This is a genomic window from Candidatus Pelagibacter sp. HIMB1623 (assembly GCF_052047695.1).
In the GTDB taxonomy this organism is placed as follows: domain Bacteria; phylum Pseudomonadota; class Alphaproteobacteria; order Pelagibacterales; family Pelagibacteraceae; genus Pelagibacter.
The window spans coordinates 125,631-149,564 of record NZ_JBNAJN010000001.1; the positions used below are offsets into that span (position 1 = coordinate 125,631).

The following is a 23,934-nucleotide window of genomic DNA, read 5'->3' on the forward strand; positions in this document are numbered from 1 at the left end:
GATTATTTTTGTATAGTGTTTAATTTGTTCAACTCTTCCATGAATTGAGGTAAGGCTTCGAAGAGATCTGCCTCAAGACCATAATCAGCCACACTAAAAATTGGGGCTTCACCGTCTTTATTAATTGCAACTATAACTTTACTTTCTTTCATTCCTGCAAGATGCTGAATTGCTCCTGAAATTCCAACTGCAATATATAAATCTGGCACAACAACTTTTCCTGTTTGACCAACCTGGTGATCATTACTTATATAACCTGCATCTACTGCTGCTCTTGATGCTCCGATAGCTGCTCCAAGTTTATCAGCAATTTCAGTAATTAATTTAAAGTTATCTCCACTTTGCATTCCTCTTCCACCTGAAACAACTATTCTAGCAGTTCCAAGTTCAGGTCTATCAGATTTAATTTCCTCTCTCTTTATAAATTTAGTATTTGAAAATTCTTCACTAGCTTCAATTTTTTCAATTGGTGCAGAACCTCCAGAACTTTCACAAGGCTCGAAAGAAGTTGGTCTAATAGTAATACATTTTTTAGCATCATTACTTTTAACTGTTGCAAAAGCATTTCCAGCATAAATTGGTCTGACAAAAGTATCAGGTGAAACTACTTTAATAATGTCGCTAACTTGCGAAGTATCAAGATGAGCAGCAATTCTTGGCATTAAATTTTTACCAAATGTATTTGCTGAACAAATAATATGAGAATAATTTTCTGCTAACTTTACAACAACTGGAGCAAAATTTTCTGCAGTAAAGTTTTCATAGTGTGATGCCTCAACACTTAACACTTTTTTTATCACTGGAAGTTCTGATAGTTGTTTTGATGCTTCCGCGCTATTATTTCCAATTATCACAGCGTGAACTTCGCTATCAATTTGTGAAGCAGCTGTAGCCGCATTTAATGTAAATGGTCTTAACTCTTTATTGTTGTGTTCTGCTATGAGTAAAACTGCCATTATATTACCTTTGCTTCATTTTTTAATTTTTGAACTAATTCTGCTACATTAGCCACTTTAATACCTGCTTTTCTTTTTGGTGGCTCTTCTACTTTAATTTGCTCTACTCTTGGAGAAGTATCAACACCTAGATCAGATGCAGAAATTTCTTCAATTGGTTTTTTCTTCGCCTTCATAATGTTAGGAAGAGAAGCGTATCGTGGTTCATTTAATCTTAGATCGCAAGTTACTATAGCTGGAACATTTATTTCAATCGTTTCAAGTCCCTCATCAATTTCTCTAGTAACTTCTAATTTATTATCTTTGACATCAATCTTTGATGCAAAAGTTGCTTGTGGCCAATTTAATAATGCACTCAACATTTGACCTGTTTGATTACAATCATCATCAATTGCTTGTTTTCCCATAAAAACTAAATCTGGTTTTTCTTTTTCAACAACTTTTTGTAAAAGTTTTGAAACAGCTAATGGCTCTAGTATTCCATTTGCTTTAACATGAATTCCTCTATCCGCTCCAACTGCTAAAGCCTTTCTGACAGTTTCTTGAGCTTTTTCCTCTCCTACAGTAATTGCAACCACTTCGGTTGCCTTTCCTGTTTCTTTAATTTTTACTGCTTCTTCGATAGCATTATCATCTGGTGGATTGGTTGACATTTTTACGTTGTCAGTAACAACCCCAGTGCCATCTTCTTTAACTCTGATTTGAACGTTGTAATCAATAACTCTTTTTACTGCTACCAAGATTTTCATTAAGCTCTCAACAAATTATTTTCTGAATCGTATGGACTTTCATCTAAAACTGTAGCGTCATACATTTCACCCAATATATCAACTTGTAATTTTTCACCCACATTAGAACAATCAGGTTTTACCATTGCAAGAGCGATTGATTTATCTAATCTAAATCCAAACTCACCGCCTGTTGCTCTTCCAACCACTTTACCGTCTTTAAATATAGGATTATTTCCCAAAACATCTGCATCTTTAGTATTGTGAACTTCTAAAGTTACTAATTTGTTATCAAAACCTTTTTCTCTCCATTTATTGAGCGCCTCTAAACCGATAAAGTTTCCTTTATTTGGATGAATAAATCTATCTAGTCCAGATTCATATGGAGAATATTCAATAGATAATTCTGTTCCAACTAGTTTGTAAGATTTTTCTACCCTTAAGCTATTCATTGCTCTAATACCAAATGGTTTAATTCCTAAATCTTTACCAGCATCCATTAATTTATCAAAAATATGATTTTGATACTCGATTGGATGATGAAGTTCCCATCCAAGTTCACCAACAAAATTTACTCTCATAGCATTAACTGGTGCGTATCCTACATTGACATTTTTTGCAGTGAGCCATTTAAAGTTTTCATTTGAAAAATCATCTGTTGAAACTTTCTGCATTAGTTGTCTCGCTTTAGGGCCAGCTACTACCAATACACCTGTGCTATTTGTTAAATCTTCAAAAATTACAGAACCATCATCTGGCATCCATTTTTGAATCCAATCATGGTCTAGTCTTAAATTTGCTCCAGCTGATACTAAATAATAGCTATTCTCAGCTTCTTTCATGATTGTAAATTCTGAATGCACACCACCTTTGGTATTTAATGCATGACATAGATTTATTCTTCCTATCTTTTTTGGAAGTTTGTTTGCAACTAAATAGTCTAAAAACTCTTCTGCTTTAGGTCCTCTAATTCTACATTTTGCAAAAGCAGTCATATCTAAAAGACCAACATTTTCTTTTACATTTTGACATTCCTTTTTAATTGCATCAAACCATTTTGATCTTCTAAATGACCAATCATCTTTTTGTTCCATTCCATCTGTTGCAAAAAAGTTAGGTCTTTCCCATCCAAATTTTTGACCAAAGACTGCACCTAAATTTTTCATTCTTTCATAACATGGAGCTGTTCTTAAAGGTCTTGCTGCAGGTCTTTCCTCATCTGGATAGTGAACTATAAAAACATGACTATAAGCTTCTTCATTTTTAGCTTTTAAATAAGATTTTGTTGCATAATTTCCATATCGTCTTGGCTCAACTCCCAACATATCAATTGTTGGTTCGCCGTCTACAATCCATTCAGCAAGTTGCCAACCTGCACCGCCTGCTGCAGTTATTCCAAAACTATGACCTTCATTAATCCAAAAATTCTTAAGGCCCCAAGCAGGTCCAACAATTGGATTTCCATCAGGTGTATAACAAATTGCTCCGTTATAAACTTTCTTAACTCCAACTTCTCCAAAAGCAGGAACTCTATGTATTGCTCCTTCGATATGTGGAGCTAATCTATCTAAATCTTCTTGAAATAATTCGTATTCAGAATTCTTTGAGGGTCCTTCTACATAACATGCTGGTGCACCATCTTCATAAGGTCCTAAAATTAATCCACCCGCTTCTTCTCTCATATACCATCTGCTATCGCTATCTCTTAAAACACCCATTTCTGGCAAACCATCTTTTTTTCTTTGTTGAATTAAAGGATGTGGTTCAGTTACAATGTATTGATGTTCAACAGGAATAACTGGAATATCTAATCCAACCATTTCACCAGTTTGTCTTGCAAAATTTCCAGAACAAGAAATTACGTGTTCACACTCTATTGATCCTTTATCTGTTTCAACAATCCATCCATCTTTTGTTTGTCTCATTGATAGAACAGTTGTGTTTCTATAAATCTCAGCTCCCCTATTTCTTGCACCAGTAGCTAAAGCTTGTGTTAAGTCTGCTGGTTGGATGTATCCATCTTCTGGGTGTTGAATTGCTCCAACTAAATCATCTGTATGACATAGAGGCCAAATTTCTTTTACTTGTTGAGGAGTTAAAAATTTTACATCGACTCCAATTGTTCGAGCAACACCTGCATACTGATGGTACTCATCCATTCTATCTTTTGTGCTTGCTAAACGAATATTTGAAACAACACTAAAGCCAACATTTTTTCCAGTTTCTTCTTCTAAAGTTTTATAAAGATTTACTGCATACTTGTGGAGCTGACCTACAGAATAACTCATATTAAATAGCGGCAATAAACCTGCTGCATGCCAAGTTGAACCTGAAGTTAACTCTTTTCTCTCAACAAGCACAACATCAGACCAACCTTTTTTTGCTAAATGATAAAGAGCACTGACACCTACAACTCCTCCACCAACTACTACGACTTTAGTTTTTGTTTTCATTTTGTGATTCCTACTAAATTTTTATTAGTAACGAAACAAAAATGTATCTGTGGATAATTAAATTGAGCTGCCGAGGGGAATTGGACTTGAGACCATGGTGGTCAACCAACAATCTTTTAAATCTCCGTCCTCAGTATATTTTTCGACTTGCCAATTAAACTTATGATAAATTTTGTCCTTATCTAAAATTATGACCTCAAATTGGGCCCATTTGTCACTACTGCCAAGCTCTGTAATTGTATGGCTTAGGTGATTAATCATCATTTGATAAGAGGCTCCTTTAATCATTCTTTTAAAATTATTTAAGGGTCCAGTCATTCTTTTATTGTTAGGGTGAGCAAAAATCCAAGTTTGCTCTATACCTCTATCTTTGTAATTTAAATCATTTTTTTGTAACCCACTAAGTTGAATTTTAACAACTTCCTTTGGTGAAATATTTTTGTTTGGATTTTTTAATTCTGCATAAGAATAGTTAGTTAAAATTAATAAAATTAAAAGTGATATTATTTTTTTCATTAAGGAAATTTTATAACTTTTTCTGATTGATTACCACGTCTACTAATATCGCAATCAGCAAATTAAGCATTGTAATGCCACAGATAATTATAAAGCTAAAAAAATAAATCCAGGCCCACCAATAAATATCTTGTAATGGCAGCATTACTTGTTCCCAGCTTGATAATGTTAAAACCTGAAACAATGTAATCATTGAAACTCCAACATCATTCCATCTCTCAGGAATATCTGTGCTAAATAAAATAGAGCCTATAGTTGCGTATATATAAAGAATTATGAACAATAATAATCCAACGTAAAATACTCTTCTGACAGACGCAAGAAGAGCTTCAATTATTTTTTTTAATTCTGGGACTACTGAGATAATTCTCAATACTCTAAATACTCTTAGTAACCTTAAAAGTAAGAAGCTAGAATTGTTAGGAATTGGTATTAATGAAATTAAGACAATTAAAGTATCAAATACATTCCAACCACTTTTAAAAAAATATAGTTTTTTAGGTTCTCCTACAAACCTAATTACAATTTCAATTACAAAGAAAATAGTAATTGAATAATCTAAATAATTAATTGCCTGTTTAGTTAATTCACTTAGATCATAAGTGTTAACGCCAATTGTAATTGCATTTAAAATAATAATTGAAATAACAACAAACTGAAAAATTCTACTTTCTTTCAGATTGTATAAAAATTTATTCATTTAATTTAAAACACTAATAATACTTTTTTTAATAGTTTCACTTACTTTAATTGTTCCTTCTTTATTAGGATGAATTCCATCTTGCTGATTTAAACTTGAATCAAGTGCAACTCCATCAAGTAAAAATGGGATCAGGGGTAAATTATATTTTTTTGATAGTTTTGGATAGATTGCATCAAACTTTTTTTTGTATTCAGCTCCATGCGTGGTTGGAGCAACCATACCTGCAATAATAATTTTAATTTTTTTATTGTTAGCTATCTTTATGATTTCTTCTAAATTTTTCTCAGTTTCCTCTGGTTTTATTCCTCTAAGCATATCATTGGCGCCTAAGCCTAAAATGATTAAGTCGATACCAGGTTCAGATAAACTCCATTCAGCAATGTTTAATCCTCCTGAAGATGTGCTCCCAGAAACACTGCCATTAATTATCTTTATATTTAAACCATCTTTTTTAAAATTATCTTCTAATACTACGGATAAGTGATGCTCTTTAGGTAAACCATACCCAGCCATCAAACTGTCGCCAAATAATACAACCTTTTCTATTGCGAATGCATTTATGTGCACTAGAAAGATTATCAAAATTTTTATAAATAAACTTTTATTCATGAGTGATCTTCTTAAATTAAAAAAAATAAATCTCAAATACCAAACTGGTAAAGAAAGTATCAGTGTTTTAAAGAATATTGATCTAACTATTAAGAAAAAAGAGACAGTTTCTGTCGTTGGTGAAAGTGGATCTGGTAAAACTAGTTTAATCATGTTGGTTGGAGGTTTAGAAAAACCAACTTCTGGAAAAATTATTTTTCAAGATCAAGAAATTACAGGACTTAATGAAGATGAAGTTTCAGAAATTAGAAAGAAGAATATTGGCATTATATTTCAATCCTTCTACTTAATTCCAAATTATTCTGCAGTTGAAAACGTTGCATTAACTCTAGAGTTAAATAATTTTAAAAATCCTGAGAGTGAAGCAAAAAGTTTATTAGATAGATTTGGTTTAAAGCACCGATTTAATAATTTACCAAGTCAGTTATCAGGTGGTGAACAGCAAAGAGTTGCAATTGCAAGAGCTATAGCTATGAAACCTGAATTAATCCTTGCTGATGAGCCTACTGGAAACTTGGATACTGAAAACTCACTAATGATATCAGATATTTTGTTTAAATATGTAAAAGAGGAAGGATCTTCCTTAATCATGGTAACGCATGATCCAAAACTAGCCAATAAAGCAAAAAGAAAAATCAAAATAAAAGATGGAAAAATTAAATAATCGATCTGAATTTAGTTTGATTTTTAAATATGCTTTAAAGGATTTAAGCAGAAACTATCACAAAATCTCAAGTATTATTGTTACTCTATTTATCAGTCTCTTTATATTAAGTGCTATTTTTACAATTGAAGATAGTCTTAAAAAAGAACTGAACGATAATGCAAAAGCTTTATTGGGTGGTGATTTAGAAATTGATTACAATCGTAATCAAGGAAATATAGAACTAGTTAATCAAGTTAGAGAGTTTGCAACTGTATCTCAAATGATTGAGTTCAGCACTATGCTTTCAACAACTGGAAGAGAAAAAAACAAATCTTTATTTACTAGAATTAAAACAGTTGATGAAAAATATCCGTTATATGGCGAAGTAGTATTTGAACCCGAAGGTGCATATGAGCGAATGCAAAAAGAACCAAATACTATTTTAATAAATGAAAGCTTATCAAAGACACTGAACATAAAACTTAATGAACAAGTTAAAGTTCAAAACCAAAACTTTACCGTTATTGGAATTATAAAATCAGTTCCTGATGTTAGTGGATTTGTTGCTTTTGGTGATTGGGCACTTGCTGGAAAACAAACATTAGAGATATTAAAACTAAATGGTATTGGAAGCTTTTTAAACTACGAATATAAAGTAAAATTTAACGAAGGAGATAGCTCTGAAGAGTTAGAACAACGAATTGAAAATATCTTTAAAGATGATCAAAAAGTAAAACTTCGTTATCCTGAAAATTCAGCAAGTGGAATAAAGAGAATAATTAATAATTTTTCACAATTTTTATCTCTTGTTTCAATAAGTGCGATGTTGATTGCGGGTATTGGGATTGCAAATACCCTTCTCTCTTTTATTAATCAAAACAACATGTCAATTGCAGTTAGAAAAGCAGTTGGATTTTATTCAGGAAATATAAAGACACTTTATTATCTTCAGTTGCTAATATTATTATTTGTAATCACAGTTGTTTCTTATGGCTCTAGTTTTTTAATAGTACCTATCGCTGATAAGTACTTATCAGATGGACTTGGATTAAATGTTTATCCAGTATTTTCTATAGTTAATTTTATTAAAATATTTTTAGTTGGTTTATTAGTACTTGTAATATTTTCTATCCCAACAATAAGTTCAATTGATCAAGTAAAAGCTTCTAATTTATTTAGAAACGTTTTTCAAAACTTGCAATTTTATTATTCAAAAAAGTCTGTTGTTTTAAGTTTTATTTTGCTCTCTATTTTAGTTTTATTATTTACAGTTGGTTCAGAGCAACCAACTTACAGTCTTGGATACTTTGCGGCATTTTTTGTTTGTTTGATTGTATTTTTCTTTCTTTCAAGAATAATTATATTTTTTCTTAAAAAATTTAAATCAAGCTCCAATATTTCATTAAAGGTATCAATTAAGAATATCACTCAAACTAAAAGTATTACTCCAATTACTATTATGTCTTTAGGATTAGGAGTTACTTTACTTTTAACGTTAGCGTTAGTTGGAACAAATTTTCAAAGGGAAATTGCTAAATCAATTCCTGATATCGCTCCTGATTATTTCTTTGTGGGTATTCAAAAAGGAGAGCGTCAAAAGTTTGAGCAAGGAATATTAAAGATGGATCCTGATGCAAACATTGAAGTTGTTCCAATGGTTTCATCTGGCATTGCAAAAATTAATGGTATTAATCCAAATACTTATATTAAACCTGATAATGATAGTTATTGGGTAATTGGTAGTGAGAGAAGATCTTCATGGGTTGAAGATGTTCCTGAAGATAATCCATTAGTTGCTGGAAAATGGTGGGATTTAAATAAACCTAATCAACTTCAAATATCTTTAGATGCTAAAGTTGCAAGAGATTTTAACATTCAATTAGGAGATATTTTTACTTTAAATATATATGGAAGAGAAATAGATGGTGAAGTGGTTAATTTTAGAGAAGTTGATTATCGAGATTTAAGTATTAACTTTGCAATGCTATTTAACCCACAATTCGCTCAAAATATTCCTCATGAATATTTAGCAACAGCAAAATTTAATTCTGATAAATTTGATGAAACTGAAATGCTAGAAGTTATGCCTAGTTTATCTATGATTAAAATTGCAGATTATCTGACAAAAGTAACAGCTGTGCTAAATAAAGTATTCATTGCAGTTACTTTAATATCAGCTGTAACTATTGTGATTGGTTTAATTGTTATTTCGAGTGCAATTATGGTTCAAGGTAAAGTTAAAGAATATCAAAACTTAGTGTTTAAAATTCTAGGGTTTTCAAAAAAAGAAATAATCCTCTCATCATTAATAGAATTCATCATTATCTTTAAATCAGTCATACTAATTGCAATATTCTTTGCTGTAATTGGTTCAAAATTTATTATGGAAAATATCTTTGAACTTGTGTGGATGTTTGATTTTAAAGTTTTAATTTACTTAGGTTTTTCAATTGGATTTGTAACATTGTTATTGATTATGTTAACAAACTTAAAATATCTAAATCCAAAAGTTTATCCTTTAATTAGAAATCAATAATTAAAATTTTGTAATTTTACTATCTAAAGCAATTACATTTAATTCCACTTTTAGTTTTGGAAATCTTTTTTTAATTTCTTTTTTAAGTTTATTAAATGATTCTTGGTGTATTTTTTTTTCATTTGCTGGACTAAATTCTTTTTTTCCATTAGCAATTTTTGCAGCACCACAATCTTTATGATTAATAACAATAAGTTTTTCTATTTTGTGAAGTTGGATTGAAGTTGCAAGATTATCATAAAAAGTATTATGCCATTTTTTAAATTTATTATGTGTGACCCCTACCGCGGCACCAGCAATTGTAAAAGCACTATATTTTCCAGTTAATTTTTTTTTCTTTAAATGATTATGAACTAAATGTTGAAATCTTGGGTCCATACAAGATAACACCATTGCTTTAAACTTTGATTTCATGAATTAAACTCTACTTTATACATTGCTTCATTCCTTCTATTCATTGGAAGGGTAAATGGACTATCATATGTAGCTCTAATAGGTGGACTTATAATTGAAATATTATTTTTGTTTAACTCTTTTTCTAGGATTTCTTTATGTTTTATGAAATTTCCATCAGAAGCTCGACCAGAATATCTAAGTACAGCATAATATCCCCCTTCAATATTTACTATACTTACATCTTCTCTACTAGGATTGGGTACGTTATCTGAATTAAACTTTGAAGGTAAATAAAACTGCATGGTCATATTACCATTTTTTTCTACTTGAGTAACTGGAGTAGTCATTGCTATTTTTTCCTGAGCATCATTTCTTCCAGAAATATAATTAAATAATTTTCTAAAATTACTATCTATTCCAGCTCTAGAGGTTTCAACTGCTAAACGATCAGAATACTTTCTAATCTCATAAATTTCATTTTTATCAACTACTTCATACTTTGCTTCTTCATTGGCCATAACAATAGAATACGGTAAAACAAAGAAAGTACAAAATAGAAGAATTAATTGTTTTTTTAGGTTCATGGATTAAATGACTTTATATTCAAAATTTTGTGTTGTTTCATTAATTTGAATTAATTTAGCTCCATTTCTTTCGTGAAAATTCTTTGCCATTTCTGTTAAAGGTGAAAGGGTTACTAATCTGTTTAAATGATTAGATTTTTTAATCTTTTTAAACACTTCTTTTACAATTAACTTTCCACCTCCTTTTTTCTTTGACCAAACAGTATAAGCAATAGCGATTTGTCCACCTTTTTGATCTCTCATTGCACTTTGCAAAAAAGCATCGGTGCTTAATTTTTCAAGTTCATCAACACTTTTAGGAATTTCATTGGTGTAAGCAAAACACATAACAGCATGAATTTCGCCTTGATACTCAACACCATAAATTTTTCTTCCAAATCCTGTTCTAAATTCATTATCTAATTCTGGTCGAACTGGATCTTCCTCTACATTACATTCTTTAAGTTCAACAAGTTTAGCACCTTTTACCCAACCAAAAAAATTATCAATTTGTTTATTAAGAACTTGTTTATTTTTTCTTATACGAGCTTTTATTCTAGGATTAAATTTTTTTTTCATATTAAATAATCATATAAAAGTTTTGAACTACTTATAAAAATTAAAATATACAAAATATTATAAAATAATTTTTCATTTATAATTTTAATTAATCGGTAACCAATCAATATTCCTATAAAAGCAAGTGGAAATAAAAATACTGATTGTTTAAAAGTTACTAAATTTGTCATTGAGAGGTTAATATATAGAGGAAGTTTTATTAGATTAACAAAAGTAAAAAATATAATTCTTGTTCCAACATAAATTTCTTTCTTCATTCTTAATGGAAGCATATAAACACTTACCGGTGTTCCTCCTGCATGGACGCAGAAACTTGTAAATCCAGCTATTACTGAACAAATTCCTCCTTTAATAGAATTTTTTTGTGACTTAGCTTCTTTATCTTTTTTAAAAAAAAAATAATGACCTGCAAAAATAAATCCCATTAAACCAATCATAAATTTTAATAATTCTTCTGAAAAATATGTGAACGTGAAAGAAGCAATTAATATTCCAACAGCAGCAAATGGAACCATTAACTTTAGGGTGCTTAAGTCATATTCCTTTCTATATTTATAAACCGCAATAAAATCGGAAAATATTAAAATTGGCAAAATTATTCCTAATGCTTGGTTTAAAGGCATTACAATAGTCATTAATGGAATAGATATTAAAGTCATCGACCCACCCAAACCGGATTTTGCAATACCATATAAAATTATTGCTGGAACTACTGTGAAGAAAAATAATAAGTTTATTTCCATTTTTTCAATGAATTTAATAGTTTTGATCCTAAAGGACTAATTGGTTCTTGAAGAATTATTTCTTTTCCTGTTTTTTGTTTAACTAACTGCAATAATTTTGTTGCTATTCCTTTTTTTCTAAAAATTGGATTAACGAAAATGTATTCAACTTCTCCCTTTTCATTAAATCTAACGAACCCTAGCGTTGTATATTCATTTTTATAAGTAAATACACCATCAGCTTCATCTAATTGATAATTTGAAAAATCAATGCTGTTCATAAATCCTAGTAATTAAGAAGCAAAAGGATAATTGCTATGGCTGCAATAATAGAACTAACAACAATATAATTAAGCTTAATATTGAACTTTTTCTCAACAAAATCAGTAATTTTTTCCCAAAATAATACAATTAAGAAAACAATGATAGCTGGAATTATATATTTAATCATATTTTAAGATTTGTTGTCACTGACATAAACTGAAACACCTCTTGTATTTAAGTCAACATCGAACTTTTTATGTAGTGGCGGAAATGCTCTTTGTGAACAATCTAATCTGTCACAGGTTCTACATGAAACACCAATTGGTATTTCTGTAGATTTATCATTAATGTTAACATTTTCAGTGTAAACAAAGTCTTTTGCATATTTTGCATCACATCCAAGTCCAATAGAGAGAACACTTTTTGCTTGTCCAAATCTTCCTATTCCTTTTTCAACAGTTCTTGCAATACAAACATATTTTTCACCATTGTTCATTTTACTTACTGCAGCTTGAATCACACCAGGTCTTGTAAAAGCAGAATAAACATTCCATCTTGGACACGCTCCCCCATATCTTGGTATATCAATTCCAGATAACGAAAACCTTTTTGAAATATTTCCAGCCATATCAACTCTTAAAAAATGGAAAGGAATACCAGGTAGTTTTGGGTCCTGTAAACATGTAACCCTATGAGCTACTTGTTCAAATGAAGTTGCAAAAGTATTTTGCAGTAACTCTAAATCATATTTCAATTTTTTACATTCAGAGTGGAATAATTTATATGGCATCAAAATTGCAGCACCACAGTAATTTAACAATGCAACTTTAGTGAGCTTTTTAGATTCTTCTGAAGGGAAACTAAATTTCGATAAATAATTATCAATTTCTTTATTAGCTCCCTCTTGAGCTATTTGAGCTGCTGCGTGTAATTTTTTTGTTTCAAGAGAACTGTAATCACTTAATAAAAGTTCTTTTTTATTTTTATTATAAATTTTTGAAAATGGTTTATTTTCATCTGGAATAACATCTTTGACTGTTATTGAATATTCTGAATTTAAATATTCACACAAAGCAATATATCTTGTTCGATTATTTTTTTGAATTTTATCAAAAACTTTATTTGCAAACTCTTCTAATTTTGGAAAATAGTTTTTATGCTCTTGGAGAAAATCTGAAATGACTTCACCTGGAAAAGAATTTTTTCTATTATCAACAATTTTACCTGAAATTTTTTCAATTTTATTTATTAACTCATGATCTTTTTTTTTAAGAATATCACCTAGTCTTACAATTGCTTTTCCAATCTTTGGATTAGTGCTTACTAAATCTTTTACTTCAGGACCTAAAATATCTAAGTCTTCAAACAAACTGTCATCTAAAATTTCAGAAATGGTATTTTGAAGATTAATATCTGTCTTTGATGTAAGATCCGATAATTGGATGTTTAGTTTTTCACATACATTTAAAAGTAAATCGCCATCTATTTTTCTCTTTCCACTTTCAATTAAGTTTAAATAACTAGGAGAAATGTTTAAATCTTCAGCTAATTTGTTGGCTTGCAGTCCAAGCTGTCTTCTAAAAGCTCTTATTTTTGGCCCTATTTTAAGATTAATTTGACTCATTTTTCTATTTGTAAATTTTGTAAATTTATTTTTACAATATTTTTTCCCAATTTACAAAGCTTTTTAACGTTTTTTGTAGATTTTGTAAATTTTGTAAAATATATAATTTACATGGATAAAAACTTAAAAAACACAGAAAATGAAGCTCAAATCATCAAAAAAGAAGATTTAGACCACCATCATAGTAAAGGAATTTACATGAGAGATGATCATTGTGATTGGGGTTCAAGTGGAATGAGTGAACTAATCGAAGCTTTAAACGATAGTAACTAATTCAACTTTTTTCAATTTTCTTCAACACAGGATTATAAATAATGAGCGCAGAGAAAATCTCTTATGAGTTAAAAAGATTCGCAGGTATCAAACGCGACTACACTGATGAAGAAGTGGAGAGATTAAGAGGTTCAATTAAAATTGAATACTCACTTTGCAAAAATCAATCAGAAAAACTTTGGAAATTATTAAATACAGAAGCTTATGTTAATACCCTTGGTTCTTTGTCAGGTAACCAAGCTGTTCAACATGCAAAAGCTGGTTTAAAAGCAATTTATTTAAGTGGTTGGCAGGTTGCAGCTGATGCTAATACTGCTGGAGAGATGTATCCAGATCAATCTCTATACCCTTATGATAGTGCTCCTAAATTAGTTGAGTCAATGAATAACTCTTTAATTAGAGCTGATCAAATTCAACATATGGAAATGCAAGATGGGGACATGAAAAGAGAGGAAAAAGTAGATTACATGCTTCCAATTATTGCTGATGGTGAAGCGGGTTTTGGTGGACCATTAAATGTATTTGAATTAACTAAAAAATTTATAAGAGCTGGTGCTGCAGGTGTTCATTTTGAAGACCAATTAGCTAGTGAAAAAAAATGTGGTCATATGGGTGGAAAAGTTCTTGTTCCAACTGGTACCATGGTCAAAAACTTAAAAGCTGCAAGGTTGGCTGCTGATATTGCTGAGGTTCCTTTGATTATATTAGCAAGAACAGATGCTAATGCTGCAAAACTTATTACAAATGATTTTGATGAAAATGATAAACCATTTTTAACTGGTGAAAGATCTCCAGAAGGATTTCATTATGTTAAAGATGGAATTGAACAAGCTATCTCTAGAGGTTTAGCTTATGCACCATATGCTGATTTAATTTGGTGTGAAACTGCAACTCCTAATTTAGCTGAAGCCAAAAGATTTGCAGATGCAATTCATGAGAAATTTCCTGGAAAACTATTAGCTTACAATTGTTCTCCATCATTCAATTGGAAAAAACATTTAAGTGATGACGAGATTGCCTCATTCCAACAAGAAATCGCTAAAATGGGTTACAAATTCCAGTTCATTACTCTTGCTGGATTTCATACTCAAAACATTGCAATTTTTGAACTTGCTGAGAAATATAGAAAAGAAGGTATGGCTGCATATTCTAGAATTCAACAACAGGAATTTGCTAGAGAAAAAGACGGTTATACTAGTGTTAAGCACCAAAGAGAAGTTGGCACATCTTATTTTGATGCAGTCTCAAATACTATTAGTAGCGGCCAAAGCTCAACAACAGCTATGGCTGGATCTACTGAATCTGAACAATTTTAAAAAAAATACTTTCCCTCTCCATTTTTTTTAGTAGCCCTTAATTGGGCTATTTTTTTATTTGTAATTAATACTCAGACTGTTAAGGGTCACAAATGTCTAATAAAAACTTTGGTTTTGGAACACAAATAAGAAAGTCTCCGTATTTTGATGCTACTGTAAAATGGGGGGCAACAGGTTTTTCTGTATATAATCACATGTATATTCCAAGAGATTTTGGAAGTCCTGAGCAAAACTTTTGGAACTTAATTGAAAAATCAATTTTATGCGATGTTGCAGTCGAAAGACAGGTTGAGATCACTGGTCCTGACGCATATAAATTTACTCAGCTTTTAACTCCTAGAGATCTTTCAAAGTTATCTGTTGGACAATGTAAATATGTTTTAATCGTAAACAATGATGGTGGTATCTTAAATGATCCAGTTTTATTAAGATTAGCTGAAAACCATTTTTGGTTATCTTTAGCAGATAGTGATGTTTTGTTATGGGCACAAGGTGTTGCTATTAATTCAGGTTTAGATGTAAAAATATCTGAACCAGATGTATCCCCTCTACAGTTACAAGGCCCTACCTCACAAGAAATAATGGTCAAACTATTTGGTGAAGGTGTCAGAGATCTTAAATATTATTGGTTAAAAGAATATCAACTTGATGGTATTCCATTAATTGTTTCAAGAACAGGTTGGTCAAGTGAACTTGGTTATGAAATATATTTAAGAGATGGTTCAAGAGGTAATGAGCTTTATGAAAAAATAATGGAAGCTGGTAAAGAATATCATCTTCAACCTGGTCATACATCGTCTATTAGAAGAATTGAAGGCGGTATGCTTTCTTATCATGCAGATGCCGATATTCACACAAATCCATTTGAATTAGGCTTTGATCGATTAGTTAATTTAGATAGTGAAATTAATTTTATAGGTAAAGAAGCATTAAAGAAAATAAAACAAGAAGGAATAAAAAGAAAACAAGTCGGATTAATAATTGATTGTGATCCTTTAACAGGACCTAATACAACTTTTTGGCCAGTTGAAAAAGATGGTAAGATAGTTGGCAAAGTAACATCAGCTGTATATTCCCCAAGATTAAAAAAAAATATTGCACTTGCAATGATTGAAATTAATCATTCGGAATTAGGCAATCAATTAGATGTTAAAACACATGAAGGAAAATATTCATCTACAATTGTAGAAAAACCTTTTTACGATCCAAAAAAGAAAATAGCTAGCAGCTAAGATTTAATATTATATCCTTTTTTTAATAGGACTGTAACCACAGTTACACAAGACATCAAAAATACTACCATTGAAATAACACTCACCCAAATATTGAAATCTGAAACTCCATAAAAGGCAAATCTTAGACCATTAATTAAGTAAACAACTGGGTTAAAATAAGTAACAGTTTGCCAAAACTCAGGCAACATATCTAGAGAATATAAACTACCACCTAAAAATACCATTGGCGTAATAACTAAAGTTGGAATAATTGACATTTGCTCAAAATTAGAACTCATTAAACCAATTAAAAAACCAAATAAAGCAAATGTAAATGCCACTAACACTAATAAAAATATCATTAATAATGGATACATTACTTGAACCTCAACAAAGAACGTTGATGTTAAAAATATAACCACTCCAACTATAAGAGTTTTAGTAGCACCAGCACCCACAAAAGCTAAAACAATTTCAAAAGTTGAAATTGGTGCAGCTAAAATTTCATAAATAGTTCCATTAAATTTAGGAAAAAATATTCCAAACGAAGTGTTACTGATTGATTGAGTTAACAATGTTAACATTAAAAGACCTGGAACAATAAAAGATCCATAACTAATTCCATCAATTTTTTCTACATAACCACCAATTACAGATCCAAAAACAATAAAATATAATGAAGTAGATAAAACAGGTGAAAACAATGATTGCATCAATGTTCTCTTAAATCGATCCATTTCATGCAAATACATTGCTCTAAATGCATAATAATTAAACTTCATTGTTCTCCTTTACTAATGTCACAAATATTTTTTCTAAAGTCGTTTGTTCAGTTTTTAAATCCTGTAATTTTAAGTTTGCATCTTTTAAATCTTGAAGCAAGTTAGTTATTCCAGTGCTTTTAGCTCTAACATTATAAGTATAATTAATTGATTTTTTATCTTCTCCAAGTTCTAGATTATATTTATCTAAACTATTAGGGATTTCAGTAATCTCTTCTTGAAGATCTACTGTAAGTTTTTTATGTCCCATTTTTTTTAAAAGTTCTTTGGTTTCATCAACAACAATAATTTCTCCTTGATTGATTACCCCTACTCTATCTGCAATTGCTTCTGCCTCTTCAATATAATGAGTGGTTAGAATAATTGTTACACCAGTTTTTCTTAAAGTTTCTACTACCTTCCACATGTCTTGACGTAATTCAACATCAACTCCAGCTGTTGGCTCATCTAAAAATAATATAGTTGGTTCATGAGACAATGCTTTTGCAATCAATACACGTCTCTTCATTCCACCAGACAATTGTCTTAATCTTAAATCTTTTTTATCCCATAGGCTTAGGTCTTTTAAAATTTTTTCAATATGTTTCGGATCTGGTTTTTTTCCATACAAACCTCTTGAATAAGAAACATTGTTAAATACTGTTTCAAATTGTTCTAAGGTTAATTCTTGAGGAACTAATCCAATTCTAGATCTTGTTTCTCTATAATCATCTATGATGTCAAAATCATCTACAGTAACTTTTCCTGAAGATGGCCTAACGATTCCGCAGATTATACTTATAAGTGTAGTTTTGCCCGCACCATTTGGTCCAAGCATTGCAAAAATTTCACCTTTTTTGATATTTAAATTTATTTTCTTTAAGGCTTGAAAGCCATTATCGTAGACTTTTGATAGATTATTTATGCTTATTTGATCTGACATGAACTAGGCATATATAAAGACAATTTATAGTATTACAATAATTTAAAATTTGTTTACAAACTAACTTAAATGAAAAAATTTTTTATATTTATTTGTTTTATATTAGCATTTACGACTAATGGGATAGCTAAAGAAACAACTTATACTAAAGAGTTGTTTGATAAAGCTTTATCGGATGGGAAAGTTGTCGTGGTTAGTTCATGGATTAAATATTGCACGTCTTGCGCTAGTCAAATGAAAGTTCTCGATAAAGCAAAAAATGATTTTGATAATATTGAATATTTTACATTTGATGTAACCAATAAAGAAATCGCTAAATTTTTTAATGTTCAATATCAAACAACCCTTTTAATTTTTAAAGATAATAAAGAAGTTTACAGAAGCATTGGTGAGACAACCAAAGAACTTATTTATGAAGCTTTAAATTCTGTGGTCTAAATCAACTATTCTTTAATTTCAAAATTATTGCTGGTAAAAAAGTTGCAATAACAAAGGATAAAAATAATAAAGATTGAGCTATGAAAGGTGAAAATAAATCTTTAGACATCAATCCTCCAACCAATAAACTCTTAGAAAAATCTGGATACGGAAACATTAAAAATCCACCAATCAAACCAATTATAATCGAAACATAAGCAGTTTTCTCATTTACCTTATTATAAAAACTATAAAAGACTGTGAATACAAACGCACAACAAAATAAATCTGCAAGCAAAAATAAATATAAAATATCAAATCCTTTTGAAGCAACACCAAATGCTATTAATGATAAAAATATAATAAAGTATTTAGAAATTTTTAGATAATCTGTTTTTTTATCTAAATTAAAAGTCGCTTTTCCATCAACAACAAACAAACTTGATATCGCATTAACCAATGTATCAACTGTTGAAATTGTTAAAGCTAATCCAAGGATAATTATAATTAAGGATAAAATTTCAGTTTGTTCTTTTAACAATAAAGTGAAAAATCCTAAATCAGCTCTTACTGATGGATCAATAGAAAATGACACCATTCCAATAAAGCCCATTAAAAAAACTATCGGTACAATTACAAAAAAAGAAATGATCAATGCTGATTTTAAAGTTCCGTAATCTTTAGCAGCATAAACCCTTTGCCAATTTCCTTGGTGGAATAAATTGGTAGCTGCAACTGCAATAAAAAAAGTTAATCCAGCTGTATAACTTGGAATATAAGATGGGCTTAATAGTTGTGGATTTTTTTCTTTAATCAATTCAAATGAAAAATTATCTCCCGTTGATGAACTGATAATTAAAATTAGAATTAATAAAAGAAAGCCAATTACAATCATTTGAATATTATCAGTAAAAATAGAAGCTCTTAGACCGCCATAAAGCGTATAAGTTAAAGTAGCTAAAAGCACTATTAATGCTGTGATCCAAAGATCTGTACCTGATAGATAATTGATTAAAACTGCAACAGCTGTCACCTCTGCACATAGAAAAATAAACATATAAAAGATCGTCATTAACAAAATCAGTTTAAATAAACTTCTTCCAAATTTTTTTCTCATAAACTCAATTAAAGATGAGCCTTTTGGAAACTCTGATCTAATTTTTCTTCCAAAATAAATTAAGAAAATCATTGGAAAAGCTGTACCAAGTGCATAACCAATAACTGCCCCTATTCCTCCCCAGGTAGCAGCAGCAACAGGACCAAATAAAATCCATGCTCCTAAAGCAGATGCAATAAGACTGGTCGTTAATGAAAACAATTCTATATTTCTATTGGCTGTTAAATAGTTACTTATTCCTTGGAATTTTTTAGAATGATAAATTCCTAAAGCAGCAAATATCAAACTAATTATAATTACTAATGTTAATGATGATGATTGACTTAAAAAGTATGTGTTATCCATTTTATCCCTTTCTGAATTACCGGACAGGTTCTTAGGGTTTAATCTCAGTCTGTTAAGACACCCCTTTATTTAACTATATAATTAATTTTAAGTTTTTAAACTAATAAATTAAGTTATATTGGAAGTTATGAACTACAAAGCATCACCAAAAAGATATTCCAACATGAAATATAGAAGATGTGGTAAGAGTGGTGTTGATCTACCTTTAATAAGCCTTGGTCTTTGGCATAATTTTGGTGGAAAACAACTTACATCTGAAGCAAAGAAAATGTTGTTTTATTCTTTTGATTCAGGGATTACTCATTTTGATTTAGCAAATAATTACGGTCCACCAGCAGGAAGTGCTGAAGCTAATTTTGGAAAAATTTTAAGTAAAGAATTTAAAAGATATAGAGATGAATTAATTATCTCATCTAAAGCAGGTTATGATATGTGGGAAGGACCTTACGGTGAATGGGGTTCAAAAAAATATATCATTGCAAGCTGTGATCAAAGTTTAAAGAGAATGGGATTGGATTATGTAGATATTTTTTATTCGCATAGATTTGACCCAAACACACCATTAGAAGAAACAGCAGATGCTTTAGAGCTTATTTATAGATCTGGTAAAGCTCTTTATATTGGTATTTCTTCTTACTCCTCAAAGAAAACAATTGAGATGTTTAATATTTTAAAAAAAAGAAACATTAAAATATTTATCCATCAACCTTCTTACTCTTTAATAAATAGATGGTTTGAAAAAGATTTAGATAAAAATTTAATTAAATTAGGAATTGGAACTATTGCTTTTTCTCCATTAGCACAAGGGATGCTGTCAGATAAATATTTAAAAGGGATACCAAAAACATCAAGAGCAAGTGATCCAAAATCAGCTCTAGATAAAAGTTTCATAACTAAAAGAAATATAAAGATAATTTCAGATTTAAATCAAATTGCTAAAAAAAGAGGTCAAACATTATCGCAAATGGCTCTAGCTTGGGTGTTGAAAAATAAAGCAGTGACTACAGCTTTAATCGGTGCGAGTAGTGTGAAACAAATTAAAGAAAATATTGAAAGCTTAAATAATTTAAATTTTTCTAAATCAGAACTTAAAGAAATAAATAAAAAAGCTAAAGACGGAAATATTAATAAGTGGGCGAGATCTAGCTCTTATTAAAAAAAGTGTTTTTCAATTAAATAATGAAGAGTAAAAATAATTAAAGAAGCACAAATAATTAAAAACACTCTCTCTTGATTACTCATTATTGTTGCCCTTTATGATTCATTATTTCAATCATACACTGAGTTGCATACTCTCTCCACTCTGAAGAATTCTTGTCTTTTAAACTATTTAAATGATCTCGGTTACTTTTAATATCGTCTTTATGTTTTAGATAATCGGCACCATTCAGATTTGCTTCCATAGAAGAAAGGTTGGTTTCCATTGCCTTAATCCACTCTTTACCAAGTTCAATGCATTTTTGGTCATCTTTTTCATCACATATTTGTTTAAAAAAATTAAATATAACATCATCAGTTTTAACTGAAGTGTTCATGTTTTACTGTTTGCAGGTTCCAATAGAGTCTGGACCACAAGTTTGACCATTAGTCCAAGTAGCACCAATTAAATTTGCACCATCAAAATTAGCATTTGTAATGTTTGCAGATGTAAAATTTGCTTCCATTAAATTAGCATTTTGAAAATTAGCTTCTATTAAAGTTGCGCCCATAAAATCAACCCTAGTTAGATTAGCGCTTGTAAAATTCGTTTTTTCAAAATTAGCACCTATTGTAATTGTCTCGTAAAGATTAGCTCTTACAAATGTTGATTCTGGAAAAGTTCCAAAAGATAGATTTGAATTCATCATGATACTTTTGTCTAAATTTACCTGAATAAAACTTGCAAAAGATAAATTTGAATTTGGTAAATAGCTTCCTTGAAGATCTTGGGCATCAGAAAATCTACAATTAGAATAATCAACCCCATCTGTTAATGGATCATCGCACGCTGCATTTGAATTTGAAACAAAAAAGAAACTAAAGAATATTAAAAGAAGTATTTTTTTCATAACTAAATTTAACAAACAAAATATGTCAAAACAATGAAGGATTAAGACTTTAAAAATAATTTAACATTATAAATTAAAGTGTTTTTGAAGTATAAAACTCAACTGATGAAAGAATATAATATTGCATCAATAGCAGGAGATGGAATAGGAAAAGAAGTAGTTCCTGAAGGCTTAAAAGTATTAAAAGACGCTGCTGAAAAACATCAATTTAAAATAAATTTTACAGAATATGATTTTGCTTCATGTGATTATTATGAAAAACATGGAAAAATGCTTCCAAATGATTGGAAGAAAAAATTAGAAAAACATGATGCAATATTCTTTGGTGCAGTGGGTATGCCAGATCAAGTTCCAGATCATATATCTTTATGGGGATCCTTACTTCAGTTTAGAAGAGAGTTTGACCAATATATCAATCTTAGACCAGTAAAATTATTTCCTGGAATTAATCCTCCTTTAGCAAATAAAAAACCAGGTGATATCGATATGCTAATTGTTAGAGAAAATACCGAGGGCGAATACTCTTCTGTTGGTGGAAGAATGTTTAAAAATACTAATAGAGAAATAGCTATTCAAGAAACAATCATGTCTGCACATGGAGTAGATAGAGTTCAAAAATTTGCTTTTGAATTAGCAAAACAAAGAAAAAGGAAAAAATTAACGAATGCAACAAAATCAAATGGTATTTCAATTACAATGCCGTTTTGGGATGAACGTTTTAATGCAATGAAAGAAAATTATCCTGATATTGAAACAGATCAATATCATATTGATATTTTGGTTGCTAGATTTGTACTAAATCCTGAGTGGTTTGATGTTGTTGTTGCATCTAATTTATTTGGAGACATTCTTTCTGACTTAGGACCTGCTTGCACTGGAACCATTGGAATTGCTCCATCTGGAAATATTAATCCTGAAAATAAATTTCCATCTTTATTTGAGCCAGTTCATGGTTCAGCACCTGATATCGCTGGAAAAGGTATAGCTAATCCTGTAGGACAAATTTGGTCTGGTGCAATGATGTTAGATTATTTAGGGGAAAAAGAAGCTTCTAATTCCATTGTGGAAGCTATTGAAAAATCTTTAAATGAAAAAGAAAATAGAACTAAAGACTTAGGTGGAGATGCTGATACCTTAAAATGTTCTAATTCAATATTGGCTAATCTTTAAATTTTAACCTTCTTACCAGTTTTTGCACTTTTTGTTATTGCTGCAAAAATTTTTAGAGAAATTAAACCATCATTTCCATTTACCTTTGGTTTAACTTTTTTAGAAACAACATCGGCAAAATGATCAATTTGGTTTACTAAAGTACTATCGTCTTTTTTGTCTTTATCTTCATTAACAAATATTTTATTCCACCAACTTCGCTCATTTTTATAAAACCAATATTTTAAATTAGGAAATTGTAATGATCCTTTGGTGCCACCAATCATGTATGCAGACTGATTAGTTATTGGATAAGCAGGATTTTCTCCTGCAGTTAACTCATAACTCCATGGAGCAACAATTGTATCTGATAAATTTAAGGTGCAAAGTACACCTGAATTAAAAATTAAGCTAATTGTGGCCGTATCTTCAACTGCAAATTTTCTAGTTTTATTGGTTGTAAATGCTTGAACGTATTTAATAGATCCAAGTAGGTAGCAAATCATATCGATATCATGGACTAAATTAATTCCTAGAGGCCCTCCGCCTTTACTAATTCTCCATTTTTCTTTGTAATAAGCTTTGTGTTTATAAAGCCAACACAAGACATTTGCTGAAACAATATTTCCTAATTTTCCTTTATCGATAAGCTCTTTTACCTTTGATACAATTGAATTATGTCTTCGGTGATACCCAATTAATAACGGTGTTCTATTTTTATTAGCACTACTAATAATTTTTTTAGCAGAATTAATGTTATCTGAAATAGGTTTTTCTAATAATACCGGAATTTTTTTCTTTAAAAAACTAACAGTATGTTTTTCATGAAGTTGATTTGGAGTAGCTACAATTACAGCATCCAAATTTTTTGAATTTAAAAGTTCGTCTACATTTGAATACAACTGGATTTTATATTTTTTTGATAATTTTTTAGCATTGTTAGTAATATCTACTATTGAATGAAGGTTTGCTTTTTTAGATTTTGAAATTGCTTTTACGTGCTGCAATCCCATTAAACCAGTTCCAACAATTGATATGTTTATTTTTTTATTCATT

Annotated in this window: 26 protein-coding genes; 8 read left to right on the forward strand and 18 right to left on the reverse strand. The window is 30.0% G+C overall.

All coding sequences use genetic code 11. The features are described 5' to 3' along the window. Positions 1 to 2 precede the first annotated feature (2 nt). From ACTTBN_RS00690 to ACTTBN_RS00715, 6 genes are read right to left on the reverse strand one after another with little or no spacing between them, the layout of a single operon-like run. Positions 3 to 956, reverse strand: coding sequence for an electron transfer flavoprotein subunit alpha/FixB family protein (locus ACTTBN_RS00690; protein ID WP_440680524.1), 954 nt, complete (start codon positions 954 to 956; stop codon positions 3 to 5). Further along, complete coding sequence (locus tag ACTTBN_RS00695; protein WP_440680525.1) at positions 956 to 1,705, reverse strand: electron transfer flavoprotein subunit beta/FixA family protein; 750 nt, start codon at positions 1,703 to 1,705, stop codon at positions 956 to 958. The genes ACTTBN_RS00690 and ACTTBN_RS00695 overlap by 1 nt, the downstream gene beginning before the upstream one ends. Further along, on the reverse strand, positions 1,705 to 4,137 hold the full coding sequence (locus ACTTBN_RS00700; RefSeq protein WP_440680526.1) for a GcvT family protein: 2,433 nt from the start codon (positions 4,135 to 4,137) through the stop codon (positions 1,705 to 1,707). The genes ACTTBN_RS00695 and ACTTBN_RS00700 overlap by 1 nt, the downstream gene beginning before the upstream one ends. A gap of 57 nt (positions 4,138 to 4,194) precedes the next feature. After that, positions 4,195 to 4,653: a hypothetical protein gene (locus ACTTBN_RS00705; protein WP_440680527.1), complete on the reverse strand. Its 459-nt coding sequence runs from the start codon at positions 4,651 to 4,653 to the stop codon at positions 4,195 to 4,197. 10 nt (positions 4,654 to 4,663) lie between these two features. Continuing rightward, the gene (locus tag ACTTBN_RS00710) at positions 4,664 to 5,353 is read right to left on the reverse strand and encodes an ion transporter (protein WP_440680528.1); all 690 of its coding nucleotides are present in this window, start codon (positions 5,351 to 5,353) and stop codon (positions 4,664 to 4,666) included. Continuing rightward, a complete protein-coding gene (locus ACTTBN_RS00715; protein ID WP_440680529.1) occupies positions 5,354 to 5,965 on the reverse strand; it encodes an arylesterase in 612 nt (203 codons plus the stop codon). On the opposite strand from ACTTBN_RS00715, the gene ACTTBN_RS00720 reads away from it, so the two are divergent. Further along, positions 5,964 to 6,629: an ABC transporter ATP-binding protein gene (locus ACTTBN_RS00720; protein ID WP_440680530.1), complete on the forward strand. Its 666-nt coding sequence runs from the start codon at positions 5,964 to 5,966 to the stop codon at positions 6,627 to 6,629. The genes ACTTBN_RS00715 and ACTTBN_RS00720 overlap by 2 nt on opposite strands. Beyond that, the gene (locus ACTTBN_RS00725; protein ID WP_440680531.1) at positions 6,613 to 9,147 is read left to right on the forward strand and encodes an ABC transporter permease; all 2,535 of its coding nucleotides are present in this window, start codon (positions 6,613 to 6,615) and stop codon (positions 9,145 to 9,147) included. The genes ACTTBN_RS00720 and ACTTBN_RS00725 overlap by 17 nt, the downstream gene beginning before the upstream one ends. Here ACTTBN_RS00725 and ACTTBN_RS00730 read toward each other — a convergent pair whose 3' ends face one another. The 6 genes from ACTTBN_RS00730 to ACTTBN_RS00755 form a co-directional block, all read right to left on the reverse strand. Further along, positions 9,148 to 9,561 (reverse strand): carbonic anhydrase, encoded by a 414-nt coding sequence (locus tag ACTTBN_RS00730; RefSeq protein ID WP_440680532.1) that lies wholly within the window; start codon positions 9,559 to 9,561, stop codon positions 9,148 to 9,150. After that, positions 9,558 to 10,127: an SOUL family heme-binding protein gene (locus tag ACTTBN_RS00735; RefSeq protein ID WP_440680533.1), complete on the reverse strand. Its 570-nt coding sequence runs from the start codon at positions 10,125 to 10,127 to the stop codon at positions 9,558 to 9,560. Before ACTTBN_RS00735 ends, ACTTBN_RS00730 begins: the two co-directional genes overlap by 4 nt. A gap of 3 nt (positions 10,128 to 10,130) precedes the next feature. Then, entirely contained in the window at positions 10,131 to 10,685 is a 555-nt protein-coding gene (locus tag ACTTBN_RS00740) for a hypothetical protein (RefSeq protein ID WP_440680534.1), read from the reverse strand. Further along, a complete protein-coding gene (locus ACTTBN_RS00745; RefSeq protein WP_440680535.1) occupies positions 10,682 to 11,428 on the reverse strand; it encodes a sulfite exporter TauE/SafE family protein in 747 nt (248 codons plus the stop codon). The genes ACTTBN_RS00740 and ACTTBN_RS00745 overlap by 4 nt, the downstream gene beginning before the upstream one ends. Continuing rightward, entirely contained in the window at positions 11,419 to 11,688 is a 270-nt protein-coding gene (locus tag ACTTBN_RS00750; protein WP_440680536.1) for a GNAT family N-acetyltransferase, read from the reverse strand. Before ACTTBN_RS00750 ends, ACTTBN_RS00745 begins: the two co-directional genes overlap by 10 nt. A gap of 173 nt (positions 11,689 to 11,861) precedes the next feature. Next, a complete protein-coding gene (locus tag ACTTBN_RS00755) occupies positions 11,862 to 13,295 on the reverse strand; it encodes a helix-turn-helix domain-containing protein (RefSeq protein WP_440680537.1) in 1,434 nt (477 codons plus the stop codon). Between the two features lie 111 nt (positions 13,296 to 13,406). On the opposite strand from ACTTBN_RS00755, the gene ACTTBN_RS00760 reads away from it, so the two are divergent. The 3 genes from ACTTBN_RS00760 to ACTTBN_RS00770 all read left to right on the forward strand — a co-directional run bounded on the left by ACTTBN_RS00760 (position 13,407) and on the right by ACTTBN_RS00770 (position 16,116). Then, entirely contained in the window at positions 13,407 to 13,568 is a 162-nt protein-coding gene (locus ACTTBN_RS00760; RefSeq protein WP_440614544.1) for a hypothetical protein, read from the forward strand. A gap of 41 nt (positions 13,569 to 13,609) precedes the next feature. Then, positions 13,610 to 14,884 carry an isocitrate lyase gene (gene aceA / locus ACTTBN_RS00765; RefSeq protein ID WP_440680538.1) on the forward strand — a complete coding sequence of 425 codons (1,275 nt, stop codon included), beginning with the start codon at positions 13,610 to 13,612 and terminating at the stop codon, positions 14,882 to 14,884. A gap of 92 nt (positions 14,885 to 14,976) precedes the next feature. Further along, positions 14,977 to 16,116 carry a glycine cleavage T C-terminal barrel domain-containing protein gene (locus tag ACTTBN_RS00770; protein WP_440680539.1) on the forward strand — a complete coding sequence of 380 codons (1,140 nt, stop codon included), beginning with the start codon at positions 14,977 to 14,979 and terminating at the stop codon, positions 16,114 to 16,116. Here the strand turns inward: ACTTBN_RS00770 and ACTTBN_RS00775 are convergent. Together ACTTBN_RS00775 and ACTTBN_RS00780 are read right to left on the reverse strand one after the other, a co-directional pair. Continuing rightward, the gene (locus tag ACTTBN_RS00775) at positions 16,113 to 16,880 is read right to left on the reverse strand and encodes an ABC transporter permease (protein ID WP_440680540.1); all 768 of its coding nucleotides are present in this window, start codon (positions 16,878 to 16,880) and stop codon (positions 16,113 to 16,115) included. The genes ACTTBN_RS00770 and ACTTBN_RS00775 overlap by 4 nt on opposite strands. Continuing rightward, positions 16,870 to 17,802 carry an ABC transporter ATP-binding protein gene (locus tag ACTTBN_RS00780; RefSeq protein ID WP_440680541.1) on the reverse strand — a complete coding sequence of 311 codons (933 nt, stop codon included), beginning with the start codon at positions 17,800 to 17,802 and terminating at the stop codon, positions 16,870 to 16,872. The genes ACTTBN_RS00775 and ACTTBN_RS00780 overlap by 11 nt, the downstream gene beginning before the upstream one ends. A gap of 69 nt (positions 17,803 to 17,871) precedes the next feature. Here ACTTBN_RS00780 and ACTTBN_RS00785 point away from each other — a divergent pair, with 69 nt between their 5' ends. Then, positions 17,872 to 18,240 (forward strand): thioredoxin family protein, encoded by a 369-nt coding sequence (locus ACTTBN_RS00785; protein ID WP_440680542.1) that lies wholly within the window; start codon positions 17,872 to 17,874, stop codon positions 18,238 to 18,240. Between the two features lies 1 nt (position 18,241). Here the strand turns inward: ACTTBN_RS00785 and ACTTBN_RS00790 are convergent, their stop codons facing one another. Next, positions 18,242 to 19,681, reverse strand: a complete 1,440-nt coding sequence (locus ACTTBN_RS00790) for a sodium:solute symporter family transporter (protein WP_440680543.1) — start codon at positions 19,679 to 19,681, stop codon at positions 18,242 to 18,244. A 127-nt stretch (positions 19,682 to 19,808) separates the two neighbouring features. Between ACTTBN_RS00790 and mgrA the strand changes: the two genes are divergently transcribed. Then, entirely contained in the window at positions 19,809 to 20,837 is a 1,029-nt protein-coding gene (mgrA, locus tag ACTTBN_RS00795; RefSeq protein ID WP_440680544.1) for an L-glyceraldehyde 3-phosphate reductase, read from the forward strand. Between the two features lie 85 nt (positions 20,838 to 20,922). Here mgrA and ACTTBN_RS00800 read toward each other — a convergent pair whose 3' ends face one another. Beyond that, positions 20,923 to 21,216, reverse strand: coding sequence for a hypothetical protein (locus ACTTBN_RS00800; RefSeq protein ID WP_440680545.1), 294 nt, complete (start codon positions 21,214 to 21,216; stop codon positions 20,923 to 20,925). Positions 21,217 to 21,219: 3 nt separating this feature from the next. Next, positions 21,220 to 21,729 carry a pentapeptide repeat-containing protein gene (locus tag ACTTBN_RS00805; RefSeq protein WP_440680546.1) on the reverse strand — a complete coding sequence of 170 codons (510 nt, stop codon included), beginning with the start codon at positions 21,727 to 21,729 and terminating at the stop codon, positions 21,220 to 21,222. A 105-nt stretch (positions 21,730 to 21,834) separates the two neighbouring features. Between ACTTBN_RS00805 and ACTTBN_RS00810 the strand changes: the two genes are divergently transcribed. After that, positions 21,835 to 22,899, forward strand: coding sequence for a tartrate dehydrogenase (locus ACTTBN_RS00810; RefSeq protein WP_440680547.1), 1,065 nt, complete (start codon positions 21,835 to 21,837; stop codon positions 22,897 to 22,899). Here the strand turns inward: ACTTBN_RS00810 and ACTTBN_RS00815 are convergent. Continuing rightward, positions 22,896 to 23,933, reverse strand: coding sequence for a Gfo/Idh/MocA family protein (locus ACTTBN_RS00815; RefSeq protein ID WP_440680548.1), 1,038 nt, complete (start codon positions 23,931 to 23,933; stop codon positions 22,896 to 22,898). The genes ACTTBN_RS00810 and ACTTBN_RS00815 overlap by 4 nt on opposite strands. Between the last annotated feature and the right edge of the window lies 1 nt (position 23,934).

Bases quoted from the DNA above. Each gene is read 5' to 3' on its own strand.
- ACTTBN_RS00690 (WP_440680524.1), bottom strand. From the start codon at position 956: ATGGCAGTTTTACTCATAGCAGAACACAACAATAAAGAGTTAAGACCA.
- ACTTBN_RS00695 (WP_440680525.1), bottom strand. From the start codon at position 1,705: ATGAAAATCTTGGTAGCAGTAAAAAGAGTTATTGATTACAACGTTCAA.
- ACTTBN_RS00700 (WP_440680526.1), bottom strand. From the start codon at position 4,137: ATGAAAACAAAAACTAAAGTCGTAGTAGTTGGTGGAGGAGTTGTAGGT.
- ACTTBN_RS00705 (WP_440680527.1), bottom strand. From the start codon at position 4,653: ATGAAAAAAATAATATCACTTTTAATTTTATTAATTTTAACTAACTAT.
- ACTTBN_RS00710 (WP_440680528.1), bottom strand. From the start codon at position 5,353: ATGAATAAATTTTTATACAATCTGAAAGAAAGTAGAATTTTTCAGTTT.
- ACTTBN_RS00720 (WP_440680530.1), top strand. From the start codon at position 5,964: ATGAGTGATCTTCTTAAATTAAAAAAAATAAATCTCAAATACCAAACT.
- ACTTBN_RS00715 (WP_440680529.1), bottom strand. From the start codon at position 5,965: ATGAATAAAAGTTTATTTATAAAAATTTTGATAATCTTTCTAGTGCAC.
- ACTTBN_RS00725 (WP_440680531.1), top strand. From the start codon at position 6,613: ATGGAAAAATTAAATAATCGATCTGAATTTAGTTTGATTTTTAAATAT.
- ACTTBN_RS00730 (WP_440680532.1), bottom strand. From the start codon at position 9,561: ATGAAATCAAAGTTTAAAGCAATGGTGTTATCTTGTATGGACCCAAGA.
- ACTTBN_RS00735 (WP_440680533.1), bottom strand. From the start codon at position 10,127: ATGAACCTAAAAAAACAATTAATTCTTCTATTTTGTACTTTCTTTGTT.
- ACTTBN_RS00740 (WP_440680534.1), bottom strand. From the start codon at position 10,685: ATGAAAAAAAAATTTAATCCTAGAATAAAAGCTCGTATAAGAAAAAAT.
- ACTTBN_RS00745 (WP_440680535.1), bottom strand. From the start codon at position 11,428: ATGGAAATAAACTTATTATTTTTCTTCACAGTAGTTCCAGCAATAATT.
- ACTTBN_RS00750 (WP_440680536.1), bottom strand. From the start codon at position 11,688: ATGAACAGCATTGATTTTTCAAATTATCAATTAGATGAAGCTGATGGT.
- ACTTBN_RS00755 (WP_440680537.1), bottom strand. From the start codon at position 13,295: ATGAGTCAAATTAATCTTAAAATAGGGCCAAAAATAAGAGCTTTTAGA.
- ACTTBN_RS00760 (WP_440614544.1), top strand. From the start codon at position 13,407: ATGGATAAAAACTTAAAAAACACAGAAAATGAAGCTCAAATCATCAAA.
- aceA (WP_440680538.1), top strand. From the start codon at position 13,610: ATGAGCGCAGAGAAAATCTCTTATGAGTTAAAAAGATTCGCAGGTATC.
- ACTTBN_RS00770 (WP_440680539.1), top strand. From the start codon at position 14,977: ATGTCTAATAAAAACTTTGGTTTTGGAACACAAATAAGAAAGTCTCCG.
- ACTTBN_RS00775 (WP_440680540.1), bottom strand. From the start codon at position 16,880: ATGAAGTTTAATTATTATGCATTTAGAGCAATGTATTTGCATGAAATG.
- ACTTBN_RS00780 (WP_440680541.1), bottom strand. From the start codon at position 17,802: ATGTCAGATCAAATAAGCATAAATAATCTATCAAAAGTCTACGATAAT.
- ACTTBN_RS00785 (WP_440680542.1), top strand. From the start codon at position 17,872: ATGAAAAAATTTTTTATATTTATTTGTTTTATATTAGCATTTACGACT.
- ACTTBN_RS00790 (WP_440680543.1), bottom strand. From the start codon at position 19,681: ATGGATAACACATACTTTTTAAGTCAATCATCATCATTAACATTAGTA.
- mgrA (WP_440680544.1), top strand. From the start codon at position 19,809: ATGAACTACAAAGCATCACCAAAAAGATATTCCAACATGAAATATAGA.
- ACTTBN_RS00800 (WP_440680545.1), bottom strand. From the start codon at position 21,216: ATGAACACTTCAGTTAAAACTGATGATGTTATATTTAATTTTTTTAAA.
- ACTTBN_RS00805 (WP_440680546.1), bottom strand. From the start codon at position 21,729: ATGAAAAAAATACTTCTTTTAATATTCTTTAGTTTCTTTTTTGTTTCA.
- ACTTBN_RS00810 (WP_440680547.1), top strand. From the start codon at position 21,835: ATGAAAGAATATAATATTGCATCAATAGCAGGAGATGGAATAGGAAAA.
- ACTTBN_RS00815 (WP_440680548.1), bottom strand. From the start codon at position 23,933: ATGAATAAAAAAATAAACATATCAATTGTTGGAACTGGTTTAATGGGA.